The following is a 14,091-nucleotide window of genomic DNA, read 5'->3' as shown; positions in this document are numbered from 1 at the left end:
TTTCCCATGGATTCTTCCTGGACCCTAAACTGATTGCTCTGGTTCTGTTAGGGTGGACTTGAACATTCTTATGGGTAATTCATGCTGATATGGGCAGTGGGGGGAGGCAAGGGCGGCACGGGCAAGAGCCTCGTGTCCAACGGGTTGGCCCTTCGCTTGGCGGAGCGCTCCCGCCGGGTCGTTCTGGTGGACGCCGATTTCGGCGGGGCCAACCAGCACACGTACTGTGGTTTGCGAAACCCCCCGGCCAACCTGGGCCGCTTCCTGGACGGCAAGGCCACCCTGGAGGAGCTGGCCCTGGACACCCGGGTCCCGGGCCTCCAGCTGGTGCCGGGCAATCTCAATTCCGCCAACACCGACGGCATGAATTCGGCCCAGAAACTGAAACTCTTCCGCCACCTCCGGCGCCTGGAGGCGGACCACGTGATCCTGGACCTGGGGGCGGGCACCCAGTACGACACCCTGGACGCCTTCCTCCTGGCCGACGTGAAAGTGGCGGTCATCACCCCCGAACCGCTTTCCATCGAGAACTTCTACCTGTTCGTGAAGAACCTCCAGTACCGCCAGCTCAGCGGAATCCTGGCCGAGGCCCACCTGCGCGACCAGGCCCGGACCATCTGGAAGGAGCGGGCCGCCCATGGGATCGCCACCGTCCAGGACCTGGCCCGGCACCTCTCGGACCTTTCGCCGGCCTTCGCCGAGGCCTATCGGCGCGAGCAGGGCAAGCTCAAGCTCCACCTGGTCCTCAACGAAGTGCGGGAATTCCGCCAGGTGGACCAGGGACGCGCCGCCCGCAGCGCCGTGGTCAAGTTCTTCCACCTGCCCACGGAAATGGCCGGGTTCATCCACCACGACAAGGACATGTGGAACCAGTTCGGGCAGGGATCCTCGCTGGTGCTCCAGGGGGCCTCCTTCGCCCTGCGCAACGACCTGGATTCCATCCTCGAAGGCATCCTCAGGACCCGCGCCCGCTGGGAGGCGCAGCCGTGACGGGCCTTCCCCCCTTCGGGGAGGCCCGCTGCCGCGAGATCCTGGAGGTGGATCCCGGCGCCGGCCTGGACGAGATCCGCCGCGCCCACACTTTCCTCAAGGGCCTGTACGCGGGCTCCACCCTGCCCACCATGGACGAGTTCGACCCCGAGGCCCAGGCGCGGGTCCTGGCCGAGGTGGAGGCCGCGTTCGCGGAACTCTGCGGGCTCCTGGACGGGCCCCAGCCTCCGCCCCGGCCGGTGCCGGCCCCCGCCCGGGACCCGGGGGGCGTCCTGGACGGCCCCGCCCTGCGGCGGACCCGGGAGGCCGCGGGGTTCACCCTGGAGCGCATGGCGGGGGAGACCCATGTGCGGATCAGCTACCTGCAGGCCCTGGAGGAGGAGAGTTTCCTGGATCTGCCTTCGGCCGCGGTGATCGTGCGGGGCTACCTCACGGCCTATTTCGCCGCCCTGGGCCAGGACCCGGGAGGGACCGTGGCGGACTATGTCCAGCGTTTCCAGCGGTGGCAGGGCAAGGCGTAGTAAACTGGGGGCAGGAGCCCCCATGACCCTCGAACCCGGCGCCCATCTCGGGCCCTATGTGATCCTGTCCCAGATCGGTCTGGGCGGCATGGGCGTCGTGTACAAGGCGAAGGACTCCAAGCTGGACCGCCTCGTGGCCGTGAAGGTCCTGCCGGCCTCCATGGCCGACGATCCCGTGCGGGTGGCGCGGTTCGAACGGGAGGCCAAGGCCGTCGCGGCCCTCTCCCACCCCAACGTGATGGGGATCTTCGACTTCGGGAGGGAGGGCCGGACCTGCTACGCGGCCATGGAGCTGCTGGAGGGCGAGAACCTGCGGGAGCGGCTGCGGCCCGGGATCCTGGCGCCCCGCAAGGCCCTGGACATCGCCGTGCAGGTGGCCCTGGGCCTGGCCGCGGCCCACGACAAGGGCATCCTGCACCGGGACATCAAGCCCGAGAACATCTTCCTGTGCAAGGACGGGCAGGTGAAGGTCCTGGACTTCGGCCTGGCCAAGGCCATGCCCCGCTGGAGCCCGTCCCCGGGGCTCCAGGAGGAGACCCTCACCGCCTCCGAGCCGCCTTCGGCCACCCGCCAATCCCCCGTGCCCTTCCGGGCCCCCGAGGCCTCCGACCCGGGCACCCAGGCCGGGATGGTGGTGGGCACCCTGGGCTACATGAGCCCAGAGCAGGTGCGGGGCGAGGACCTGGACGCCCGCAGCGACATCTTCAGCTTCGGGGTGCTGCTCTTCGAACTGCTCAGCGGCCAGCGCGCCTTCCGGAAGGACACCGCGGCCCTGACCTTCGAGGCGATCCTCAACCAGGATCCCCCCGAGCTCAAGGGCCCCCGGGGACCCCTCTCCCCGGCCCTGGAGAGCATCGTGGGCCACTGCCTGGAGAAGCGCCCCGAGGCGAGGTTCCAGTCCATGCGGGACATCGCCTTCGCCCTGCAGCACCTGGACACGGTCTCCCAGGGCAGCCCCATGGCGCCCCACAAGCCCCGCCGGAGGGTGCCGGCCTGGGCCCTGGGGATCCTGGCGGCCCTGGCCGTGGCGGCGGCCTTCCTGCGCCCCGCGCCGGCGCCGCCCGCGCCGGTGTTCCACCGGGTGAACACCGCCCCGGGCACCCTGGAATCGGCCTTTTTCGGCCCCGACGGCAGGACGATCTTCTATTCCGCCCGCCTCCAGGGCGGCAGGCCGGAGATCTTCGCCCTCTACCCCGGCACGGAGGGCCCCCGGGCCCTGGGCATCGCCGACGCCCTGCTCCTGGGCGTCTCGGCCAGCGGCGAGCTGGCCCTGCTGCGCAACCCGGTGCGCCGGTTCGGGGGCCGCTTCAGCGGGCTCCTGGCCCAGGCCCCCGGGGGCGGCGGCAGCGTCAAGGACATCCTGGAGGACGTGAGCGACGCCGCCTGGGACGGCCAGAGCATGGCCCTCCTGGCCATGGACGACAAGGGGTTCCTGCGGCTGGAATTCCCGTCGGGGCGCGCGGTCTTCACGGAGGACGGCGGCGCCACGGGCATCAAGTGCCTGCGCCTGGCCCCGGGGGGGGACCGCCTCGCCGTCATCCACAGCGACAGCAACCGGGGCGTTTCCGAGATCGGCGTGTTCGACCGCAAGGGGACCCTCAAGGTGCTCTTCTCCAAGGAAGGCGATTCCCTGGCCCAGACCCTCACCGGCCTGGCCTGGAGCCCTTCGGGGGAGCTCTGGTTCACGGAATGGGAGGGGGACCAGACGACCCTCTGGGCCCTGTCGGGCCGGGGCGCCAAGCGCCTGGTGTGGCGGGGCGAGGGGGCCAAGCAGCTCATGGACATCTCGCCCCAGGGGCGGGCCCTCCTGGCCAGCCAGCGGGTGCACCGGGGCGTCTTCGTGCAGCGGGACGGCGCCACCCGGGAGATCTCCATCCTCGAAGGCACCCAGGCCACGGGCCTCAGCGCCGACGGCCGGACCCTGCTCCTGCTGGAGTCCCCGGCCCTGGACGGCGGCACCGCCCTGGACCAGGCGTACGTGTACCGCCTTGACGAGGCCGCTCCCGTGAAGCTGGCCCGGGGCAATCCCATGACCCTGGCTCCGGACGGCTCCTCCCTGCAGCTCTCCATCGATTTCCTGGGACCCAAGGACCTGGACCGCGGGGCCGCCGCGGCCTTCCAGCAGGCCGGGCTCACCCCGGGGGCCGTCAAGGACGCCAAGGGCGACCCGGTGGGCTACTTCTTCTTCATGCCCACCGGGGCCGGCACCTCCCGGGTGCTGCCCATGCCCCGGCGTTTCCGGGGCCTGGGCACCGCCTTCCAGCGCGGTGCCGAACTGGTCTTCCAGGGCCAGGAGAACGACCAGATGGGTTGGTACCACTGGATTCCCGGCAAGGGCGAACCGCGGCTCTTCACCCCGGAGGGCCTGGGCGCCATGGTGGCCGGCCTCACCCCCCTCTCCCCCGACGGCACCCGCTTCATCGCCACGGGCAACGCCAAGGACTGGTTCATCGTCCCCGTGCATGGGGGCTCGGCCCCCCAGCCCATCCGGGGCCTGGCCAAGGGCGAGCGGATCGTGGGCTGGACCGGCGATGGCCGGGGCATCCACGTGCGCAGCGAACTGGCCGCCCTGCCCGTGGTCCTGCGCCGCCTGGACCCGGCCACCGGGACCGGCACCCCCGTGCGCGCCTTCACCCCCCCCGACCCCGCCGGCCACCTCCAGGTCCGCAGCGTCTTCATGACCCCCGACGCCCGCACCGTGGCCTACACCTGCGACCGCAAGCTCAGCGAACTCTTCGAAGTGGACGGGCTACACCCCTAGGCCGGGTTCCGGACCTTCGCCCCGGTTCGTCGTCGCCGGCGGGGCCGGCGCCGACGGAAAGCCCCCGTCTGGACGAGAGGGCGGTGTTTCACCCATTGGCAGCGGTCGGGCATGGACCCGCTTCGCGTCCTCCATGGCGGTTATGGGGCCGCGCCGACGCTTAATTAGTTAAGCAATAACCATTGGCGATCAGCGTCGGCGCCAACCAATCCGCTCCCGGATCACTCGAAGCGTACCCCCAATGCCTAGGTCCTCCAGGGGAGCCCAGAACCGTCACCCGCCCCACGGACCATCGAAGAAGGAACGCGGCAGCACACCTCCGGGTCCCAAGGACGGTGCCTTCCCGTTGGCGCAGCTTGCCTGCGCCAACGACCCGGGGCGAAAGTCCGGGACACGGACGATTGCTTGCCCACCCTCCTGGAGCATAATGAACCAACAAATCGGCCAGACCTCGTCGAGGAGGCGCATGTTTTCCATTGGGCCACCGTTGATGGAACCCAGCCCGGGGGGTGCGCCGCTGGATTATGCCCTCATCCTGGACGCCCTGCCGGACGCGGTGCTCATCCATGACGCGGTCACGGGGCGGATCCTGGAGGTGAACCGGGCCTGCCTGGAGATGTTCGGGCACTCCCCGGAGGCCATGGCGGGCCTGGACCTGGAGATGCTCAGCGCGGCCGAGGAGGGGTACACCCTGGCCGAGGCCCAGGTGCGGATCCGGGAATCCCTGGCCCGGGGGCGCGTGGAGTTCCCCTGGCGTTCCCGGCGCGCGGACGGGTCCTTCTTCTGGAGCGAGGTCCGGCTCACCACCGCCTTCGGGCGCGTGATCGCCGTCGTGCGGGACGTGACGGCCGCGGCCCAGGCCGAGGAGGCCCTGAAGCTGGCCGAGGACAAGTTCGAGCGCATCTTCCGGTCCAACCCCTCCAGCATCCTCCTGGGGCGGTACCCGGACGGGGAGGTGGAGGAGGTGAACGACACCCTGCTGGCGCTCACGGGCTACGGCCGGGAGGAGATCATCGGGCGTTCCTCCGCGGGCTTCTGGGCCGCCCCGGAGGACCGGGAGCGGTACCTGGAGCGGCTCCGGGCCCAGGGCCACGTGAAGGGCCTGGAGGCGCGGTTCCGCACCCGGTCCGGCGAAATCCTGGTGGGCCGGGTCTCGGGGGACCTGCTGAACCTGGCGGCCGGCCTGCGGATCCTCACCGTCATCGAGGACATCACGGCCCGCAAGGCCTACGAGGACGCCCTGGGCCGGGCTTCGCGGCTGTACGCCGCCCTGAGCCTGGTGAACCAGTCCATCATCCGGGTCCAGACGCCCCAGGAGCTCTTCCAGTGCATCTGCCGGGACCTGGTGGCGGGCGGCGGATTCTGGGGCGCCTGGATCGCCGAGCCGGATGCCCGGACCGGCCGTTTCCGGGCCCTGGCCTTCCACGGGGGCCGGGAGGGATGGGTTGAGGGGCTCGAGGTCTACGCCACCGATGACCGCCCCGAGGGCCGCGGCACCATGGGCCGGGCCTTCCGCACCGGCGTCCCGGTGCTGGCCTACGACTTCTCCGAGGACCCCGGCACCGCGCCCTGGCACGATGCGGGCGCGGGCCTGGGGTTCAAGGCCGCGGGTTCGTTCCCCCTGCGCAGGGGCGACGGGGTCGTCTTCGGCGTGCTGGCCATCTACGCGGAGGAGGCGGGGTTCTTCGGTCCCCAGGAGATCACGCTCCTGGAGGAGGTGTGCAAGGACATCACGTACGCCCTGGAGGACCTGGACAAGGAGGAGCGCCGCAAGCGCGCCGAGGCCGAGCAGGGCCGGCTGCGGGAGCTCCTGCAGTCCATCATCGATTCCACCCCCGACCTCATCTACGCCAAGGACCCCGCCGGCGGATTCCTCCTGGCCAACCGCGCCATGGCCGGGTTCATCGGACGGGAGCCCGGGGAGATCATCGGCCGCACCGCGGCGGGACTCTGGACCGCGCCGGTGACGCCGGCGCTCCTGGCCATCCTCCAGGACGAGGCGGAAGCCTTCGCCGGCAAGGTGGTCACCCGGGAAGTGGCCCTTCCGCCGCCCATGGGCGGGGATGAGCGGATCCTCGACACCCTCCAGGCGCCGCTGAGGGACGCCCAGGGACGCATCGAGGGCGTGCTGGGCTATGCCCGGGACATCACCCCCCTGCGCCGCCAGGAGGAGCAGCAGCGCGCGTTGGAACTGCGCCTGCAGCAGTCCCAGAAGCTGGAGAGCCTGGGCAACCTCGCCGGCGGCGTCGCCCACGACCTGAACAACGTGCTGGGCGCCATCCTGGGCCTGGCCTCCCTGGAGGCCGAGCGGGACCCGGGGAACCGGTCCATGGAGACGATCCGCAAGGCCTGCGTGAGGGGGCGCGGGGTGGTCCAGGGGCTCCTGTGCTTCGCCCGGCGGGACCTGGGCGAGATCCTGCCCGTGAACCTCAACCGGCAGGTGGAGGAGATCGTGGAGCTCCTGAGCCGCACCACCCTCCAGAGGATCCGGTTCGTCACCGATCTGGCCCCGGACCTCCGGGCCGTGGAAGGCGATCCGGGCGCCCTCAACCACGCCATCATGAACATCTGCGTCAACAGCCTGGACGCCATGCCCCAGGGCGGCACCATCACCCTGCGCACCGCCAACGCCCCCGGCGGCGAAGTCGTTCTGGACGTGGAGGACACCGGGGAAGGCATGTCCGAGGATGTGGTCGAGCGCGCCACGGAACCCTTCTTCACCACCAAGCCCGCCGGAAAGGGCACGGGCCTGGGCCTGGCCATGGTCTACGGCACGGTGGAGGCCCACCGCGGCACCCTGACCCTCGCCAGCCGCCCCGGGGAGGGCACCCAGGTGCGCCTGTCCTTCCCCGGTTCCGAAGCCAGGCCCGCGGAATCCGCCCCGGCGCCGCAGGAGCCCCCGGCGCGGGGTCTCCGGGTCCTGCTGGTGGATGACGACGAGCTCCTGCGCGAATCCGTGACCGATGTCCTCCACTGGCAGGGCCACCAGGTGACCTGCGTGGAGGGCGGCCTCCAGGCCCTGGACGCGCTCGCGGACCCCGCCCCCTTCGATCTGGTGATCCTCGACCTGAACATGCCCGGCATGACCGGGGACGAGGCCCTGCCGCGCATCCTCGCCCTGCGTCCCGGCCAGCGGATCCTGGTGTCCTCCGGCCACGTGGACGCCGCCGCCCGGGCCCTGGTGGAGGGCCTGCCGACGGTGGGCCTCCTCCACAAACCGTTCTCGGTTCAGGAACTGGCGCGGAAGATCCGGGAGCTGGGCTGGACGTGATCGCACGTGTCCTGGGCCGAACGTCCGGGACACGTGCGCATCCTTGGCCGGCCTCCTAGAATGGTCCTGGAGGTTGCGATGGTGACACGGGAAGAGGCCTGGGAGCTGGTGTGCGAATGGACGGCTTCCGAGCGGTTGCGCATCCATGCCCTGGGGGTGGAGCGGGTGATGGAGGACCTGGCGGGGCGCCTTGGCGAGGACCCGCGGGCCTTCGCCCTGGCGGGGCTGCTCCACGATGCCGACTACGACCGGTGGCCCGACGAGCATCCGGCCCGGGTCGTGGCGTGGCTGGAGGAGCGGGGCGAGCCCGCCCTGGCCAGGGCGGTGGCGGCCCATGCCTGGGAGCGCACGGGGATCCGGCCGGAGAGTCTCCTGGAGCGGGCCCTGGTGGCCTCGGACGAAGTGACCGGCTTCGTCACGGCCTGCGCCCTGGTGAGGCCCCAGCGCACCCTGGGGCTGGAGCCCCGGAGCATCCGGAAGAAGATGAAGACCCCGGCCTTCGCGGCGGGGGTGAACCGGGAGGAGATGCTGGAGGGGTTCCGGCGGCTTTCGGAATGCATCGGCGGGACGGAGGACGAGCACTTCCAGCGGGTGGTGGACGTGCTGCACGCCCACGCGGCGGAGCTGGGACTGACGGCCGGGGAGCCCGGAAAGCCATGAATCCGGCATAGGCGCGGCGCTTTCCGCCGGATGGTCCCCGGTTGGCGAGGGTTCCAGGGTATAAAGGAACTACCTTCACCCCACAAACCCGGCGGCACCCATGAAGCCCCATTGGCACCTCCCCTGGAAACGCCCTCCCCTCACCCATCTGGCGGCCCTGGCCGCGGCCTATTTCGTCCTGGCCCTCCTGAGCCTGCACCTGGCCTTTCCCGGCTCCAACGCCAGCTCCATCTGGATCCCCACGGGCCTGGTCATAGCCGCCTGCCTGCGCTTCGGCCCCGGCATCTGGCCCGCGGTCCTGGTGGGGGCCTTCCTGGCCAACGGCGTGATCCTCGGGCGGCTGGGGCTCGCTCCGGGGCCGCTCCTGGCCGCCTCCCTGGTCACCTCCCTGGGCAACGCCTCGGAGGCCATCCTGGCGGGTTTCCTCATCGAGCGCTTCACGGGCACCCGCCACCCCTTCAACCGGGTGGCCCACGTGCTCCAGTTCATCCTCGGGGGCGCGGTGGTGGCGACCTTCGCCAGCGCCCTGGCGGGCACCCTGGCCTTCTGCGCGGCCACGGGCCGCTGGGAGATCTTCCGGGACGTGGGGGCGGCGTGGTGGCTGGGGGACGCCGCCGGTGCGCTGGTCCTGGTGCCCGTGGCGATGACCTTCCGCCGCCGCCACCTGGCCGCCCTGCCCGCGAAGGTCCACCGCAATGCGGTGCTGGCGGCCGGGTTGATCCTCGCCTTCTGGTACGGGGTGTGCCCCTTCCTGCCGCCCCTGGCCTTCTTCTTCTTCCCGCTCCTGGTGCTGAGCACCGCCCGCCTGGGACCCTTCTACGCGTCGAGCCTCGTCGCCCTGCTGGCCACCCTGGCCACCACCTCCACGCTCCTGGGCGCGGGTCCCTTCATGCTTACCGGTCCGTTGAGCGGTTCTCTCCTCCTGCAGCAGGGCTTCATCTGCACCCTGGCCATCACCACCCTGGTGCTGGCCGCCGCCCTGCAGGAGCGCCAGGGCCTGGAGGACCGCCTGCGCGTCCAGAACCGCCTCTACCGCACCCTCTCGGAAGTGAACCAGACCATCGTCCACTGCGAGGACCGCATCGGCCTCCTGCGGGAAACCTGCCGCCTCCTGGTGGAACTGGGCGGCTTCCAGATGGCCTGGCTGGGCTTCCAGGAGGAGGCCACCGGATGCGTGGTGCCCGGCGCCACCTTCGGCCACCTGGGCGGTCTCGCCCTGCCGGAGGGGGCGGCGCCCGCCGGCGCCTCCCTCGCGTACCCGGCCTGCCTGAACGATCCGGCCTACGCCCCCTGGCGCGCCACGGCCCTGGCCAAGGGCTACGAGGCCCAGTGCGCCTTCCCCATCCTCAAGGCGGGGAAGGTGGCGGGCGCGCTCATGGCCTGCTACGGCGACCCGGACGACCTGGGCACCGAGGAAATCCGCCTTCTGGGCGAGCTCGCGGGGGACCTGGGGTACGCCCTGGGGGCCATGGAGACGCGGGTGGATCTGGTGGAATCCGAACGGCGCTTCCGGGCCACCCTGGAAAACGTGAAGCTCGTGGCGGTCTCCCTGGACGCCGGGGCCGCCATCACCTTCTGCAACGATCACCTGCTCCAGGTGACGGGCTGGTCCCGGGAGGAGGTCCTGGGCCGCCGCTGGTTCGACCTCTTCATCCCCGAGGAGGACCGGCCGAGGGTTTCGGCGGCCCTGGACGCCTCCGTGAACCGGGGGGAGATCCAGATCCACAACGAGAACGCCATCCTCACCCGGGGCGGGGAGCGCAGGCTCATCCGCTGGAACAACACGGTCCTCCGGGACCGGGCGGGGGCGATCACCGGCACCATCGGCCTGGGCGAGGACATCACGGACCAGAAGCACGCGGAGGAGGCCCTCCTCCAGCGGGCCGTCCAGCTTTCGGCCATGAACGAACTGGGCAACCGCCTCAGCACGACCCTGGACGTGGCCACCTGCGCCCGGGCGGCCATCCAGGGCCTCCTGGCGGCCACGGATTCCGACCTGGCGATGCTGTTCCTGCGGGAGGGGACCGCCCTCCGGCTCAAGGACAGCGTGCAGCGGGGGGGCGGCGCCGGGCCCACCGGGGAGGAGGGCCTGGAGCTCAGCGCCCTGGAGGACGCCGACGGCCCGGCGGTCTACGTGGACGACGTGGCCTCGGATCCGCGCCGCGGCGCGCCCGGGGTGGCCTCCTTCGCGATCCTCCCCCTGCGCAAGGCCGGCCAGAACCTGGGCCGCCTGGTCCTGGGGTCGGGGCGGCCCCGCTCCTACGGGGACGAGGCCACCTTCCTGGAGACGCTGGCGGCCCAGGCCTCCACGGGCATCCAGAACGCCCTCCTCCATGAGCGCCTGAAGGCCCACGCGGCGGACCTGGAATGCCGGGTGGAGGAGCGCACGGCTCTCCTGCGGGAGACCAACGAGGACCTCGCCCTGGCCGTGGAAAGGGCCCAGGCGGCGGACCGCGCCAAGTCCGCCTTCCTGTCGGCCATGTCCCACGAACTGCGCACCCCCCTGAACTCGGTCATCGGCTTCACCGGCGTCCTGCTGGGGGGCATGGCCGGTCCGCTCCAGCCCCAGCAGGAGGAGCCCCTGCGCATCGTCCAGCGCAACGGGCGCCACCTCCTGGACCTCATCAACGACGTGCTGGACCTCTCCAAGATCGAGGCCTCGGAAATGCGCCTGGCCTCCGCGCCCTACGACCTGGTGCAGACCCTGCGGGAGTCCATGGAGACCCTGGTTCCCGCGGCGGAAGCCAAAGGGCTGGCCCTGGTCCGCCAGGATTTCCCCGAAGCCCTTCCCATGGCCGGGGATCGCCGGCGCGTTTCCCAGATCTTCCTGAACCTGCTTTCCAACGCCGTGAAGTTCACCGAGGCCGGCGGCGTCACCGTCCAGGTCCTCCCGGGGCAGGGCCGGGTGCGGGTGGCGGTGCGGGACACCGGGCCCGGCATCGCCGCCCGGGATCTCCACCGGCTCTTCCGGGAATTCGAACAACTGGACGAGGGGCTGGCCCGGCGCAACGAAGGCACCGGCCTGGGCCTGGCCCTGAGCCGCCGCCTGGCCCGGCTCATGGACGGCGATATCGAAGCCGCCAGCGACCTGGGCCGGGGCTCCACCTTCACCCTCACCCTGCCCCTGGCTTCCGCCTAGAAGGACCCCATGAAACGCATCCTGGTCATCGAAGACAATCCGGACAACCTGCTGCTGGTGCGCATGCTCCTGAGCTCGCTGAAGGTGGACCTGGTGGCCGCCATGGACGGGCCCTCGGGCATCACCATCGCGGAGAAGGAGGCCTTCGACCTCATCCTCCTGGACATCCAGCTCCCCGGCATGGACGGCTACCAGGTGGTGAAGGCCCTGCGGGCCCTGCCCGGCACCGCCGAGACGCCCATCATGGCCATCACCAGCTACGCCATGGCCGGGGACCGGGAAAGGGCCCTCCTGGAGGGGTTCACGGAATACATCGAGAAGCCCATCAATCCCGAGACCTTCACGGGCACCATCTCCACCTTCATATGACCGTCCCTCCCGGGAGCCGCCCATGAAGATCCTTCTGGTCGATGACATCCAGTCCAACATCACCCTCCTGGAACTGCTCCTGGGCAGCCAGGGCCACGCCACCTCCAAGGCCATGAACGGAAAGGAGGCCCTGGAGGCGGCCCGGAAGGATCCGCCGGATCTCATCATCTCCGACATCCTGATGCCGGTCATGGACGGCTACACCCTCTGCCGGGCCTGGATGGGGGATGCGGGGCTGGCCCCGATCCCCTTCATCTTCTACACCGCCACGTACCAGTCGGATGAGGACGAGACCTTCGCGCTGTCGCTCGGCGCCGCCGCGTTCCTGCGCAAGCCCATGGAGCCCGAGGCCTTCCTGGGCCAGGTGCAGGACGTGGTCCGGCGCACCCAGGCCGGCGCCCTCAAGGCCCCGGAACCGGTCCCCACCGACGAGGGCTCCTTCCTCAAGCTCTACAACGAACGCCTGGTGCAGAAGCTGGACCAGCGCTCCCAGAGCCTCGCCCAGCAGGTGGAGGAGCTGCGGGAGATGGAGGCCAGCCTCCGGCTGAAGAGCTTCGCCCTGGACGCCGCGGCCAACGGCATCCTGATCCTGGACCGCCAGGGCGCCATCGAATGGGCCAACCCGGCCTTCCTGGAAATCACCGGCTTCGAGGCCCGGGAGATCCTGGGCTCCAAGCCCCCGTTCCTGGAATCCCCGGCCCAGGACCCGGCCTTCCACGCCCGGATCTGGGACGCGGTGTCCGGGGGCCGGGTGTGGCGGGGCGAGATCCTGAGCCGGCACAAGGGCGGCGCCTCCCGGCTCTTCCAGACCGCCATCTCCCCCCTGCGCAACGAGGGGGGCGGCATCGATCATTTCATCGGCATCATGCAGGACATCACCGAGCAGCGGCGCATGGAATCCGAGCTCCTCCAGGCCCAGAAGATGGAAGCCATCGGCCGGCTGGCGGGAGGGGTGGCCCACGATTTCAACAACATGCTCAACGTCATCCTCATCAATTCCGAGATCTCCCTGGAGACCGAGGCGCTCCCGGATTCCGCCCGGCGGCGCATCCTGGAGATCAAGAGGGCCGCGGAACATTCCGCGGAGCTCACGCGCCAGCTGCTGGCCTTCTCCCGCAAGCAGGCCGCCCAGCCCCGGCGCCTGGACCTCAACCAGGTCCTGGGGGAGAACCGGAAGATGCTCAACCGGCTCATCGAGGGCGATATCGAACTCACCCTGCATCCGGCTCCCGACCTGAGGGCCGTCTTCATCGACCCCTCCCAGGTGAACCAGGTGCTCACGAACCTGGTCATCAATTCCCGCGACGCCCTGCCCAGCGGCGGCACCATCAGCATCGAGACCGCCAATTTCCTGGTGGAGGAATCCTCCGCCCTGGTCTTCGGGGGGCTGCCACCGGGAAGCTACGTGCAGCTCACCGTCAGCGACACCGGCTGCGGCATGGACGCCGCCACCCTCGCCCAGATCTTCGAGCCCTTCTTCACCACCAAGGCCGAAGGCAAGGGCACCGGGCTGGGGCTCTCCATGGTGTACGGCATCATCAAGCAGAACGGCGGGGCCCTTTCGGTCTACAGCAACCCGGGCCTGGGCACCTCCTTCAAGATCTACCTGCCCGCCTTCGACGCCGAGGACGAGGCGCCGGACCCCTCCGCCGGCGCTTCCGCGGGCGGCGGCGACGAGACCATCCTCATCGCCGAGGACGAGGCCCCCATGCTGGAGGTCATGAAGCTGGTCCTGGAGGAGAAGGGCTACCGGGTGCTCGCCGCCTCCAACCCCCTGGAGGCGGCGCTCCTGGCGGCCCGGTACGAGGGCCCGATCCATCTCCTCATCACGGACGTGGTCATGCCCGCCATGAACGGGAAGGAACTCCAGCAGCGCATCCTGGAGGAGCGCCAGGGCTTCAAGGTCCTCTTCATCTCCGGGTACACGGGCGATATCCTTGCCAAGCGGGGACTCATGCGGGAGGAGACGCACTTCCTGCAGAAGCCCTTCCGCATCAAGGACCTCCTGGGGAAGGTCCGGGAAGTGCTCGAGTCCACCTAGTTATGGCGGCGGCATGCGCAGGGGCACCGCGTGGGCCGGGGACCGGGAGCCCTGGCAGTGGGCCTGGAGGACGAGGATCTGGATCTCCCCGAAGAAGGGGATGGGAATGCAGGTGTCGAAGGTGGGGGCCCCGTCCAGGGTCCGGTGGGATTCGAACATCTTCTCCCCCTTGACCCAGCCCCGCACGGATACCACCTGGCCCGGGACGGCGCCCCGGACCTCCACGCGCACGACGGTGCTCTTCCCCTGCACGGCGCTGGGGGGTCCTTTAAGGACAAGGGTCGGGCCCACCGCGGGGGCGGTGCTCGGCTGGGTCATGGGCTCTCCTCGGCACGGCGC

At 70.5% G+C, this 14,091-nt stretch carries 9 protein-coding genes; 8 read left to right on the top strand and 1 reads right to left on the bottom strand.

From position 1 onward, the window contains the following. Window positions 1–81 precede the first annotated feature (81 nt). The 8 genes from R2J76_RS14180 to R2J76_RS14145 all read left to right on the top strand — a co-directional run bounded on the left by R2J76_RS14180 (window position 82) and on the right by R2J76_RS14145 (window position 13,752). Window positions 82–990 carry a nucleotide-binding protein gene (locus R2J76_RS14180; RefSeq protein WP_316412286.1) on the top strand — a complete coding sequence of 303 codons (909 nt, stop codon included), beginning with the start codon at window positions 82–84 and terminating at the stop codon, window positions 988–990. Continuing rightward, entirely contained in the window at window positions 987–1,511 is a 525-nt protein-coding gene (locus tag R2J76_RS14175; RefSeq protein ID WP_316412285.1) for a helix-turn-helix domain-containing protein, read from the top strand. Before R2J76_RS14180 ends, R2J76_RS14175 begins: the two co-directional genes overlap by 4 nt. 22 nt (window positions 1,512–1,533) lie before the next feature. Continuing rightward, window positions 1,534–4,272, top strand: coding sequence for a serine/threonine-protein kinase (locus R2J76_RS14170; protein ID WP_316412284.1), 2,739 nt, complete (start codon window positions 1,534–1,536; stop codon window positions 4,270–4,272). A gap of 466 nt (window positions 4,273–4,738) precedes the next feature. Beyond that, window positions 4,739–7,543, top strand: coding sequence for a hybrid sensor histidine kinase/response regulator (locus R2J76_RS14165; protein WP_316412283.1), 2,805 nt, complete (start codon window positions 4,739–4,741; stop codon window positions 7,541–7,543). A gap of 78 nt (window positions 7,544–7,621) precedes the next feature. After that, window positions 7,622–8,203, top strand: a complete 582-nt coding sequence (locus R2J76_RS14160) for an HD domain-containing protein (RefSeq protein WP_316412282.1) — start codon at window positions 7,622–7,624, stop codon at window positions 8,201–8,203. A 100-nt stretch (window positions 8,204–8,303) separates the two neighbouring features. Continuing rightward, a complete protein-coding gene (locus tag R2J76_RS14155) occupies window positions 8,304–11,342 on the top strand; it encodes an MASE1 domain-containing protein (RefSeq protein ID WP_316412281.1) in 3,039 nt (1,012 codons plus the stop codon). Between the two features lie 9 nt (window positions 11,343–11,351). Next, entirely contained in the window at window positions 11,352–11,711 is a 360-nt protein-coding gene (locus R2J76_RS14150; protein ID WP_316412280.1) for a response regulator, read from the top strand. Window positions 11,712–11,733: 22 nt separating this feature from the next. Further along, complete coding sequence (locus R2J76_RS14145) at window positions 11,734–13,752, top strand: response regulator (protein ID WP_316412279.1); 2,019 nt, start codon at window positions 11,734–11,736, stop codon at window positions 13,750–13,752. Here the strand turns inward: R2J76_RS14145 and R2J76_RS14140 are convergent, their stop codons facing one another. Then, the gene (locus R2J76_RS14140) at window positions 13,753–14,070 is read right to left on the bottom strand and encodes a hypothetical protein (RefSeq protein ID WP_316412278.1); all 318 of its coding nucleotides are present in this window, start codon (window positions 14,068–14,070) and stop codon (window positions 13,753–13,755) included. Window positions 14,071–14,091: the final 21 nt, after the last annotated feature.

The organism is Mesoterricola silvestris, from assembly GCF_030295405.1.
Taxonomy (GTDB): Bacteria; Acidobacteriota; Holophagae; order Holophagales; family Holophagaceae; genus Mesoterricola; species Mesoterricola silvestris.
The sequence above is the reverse complement of the archived record's forward strand: the minus strand, read 5'-3'. Positions and strand labels throughout refer to the sequence as shown.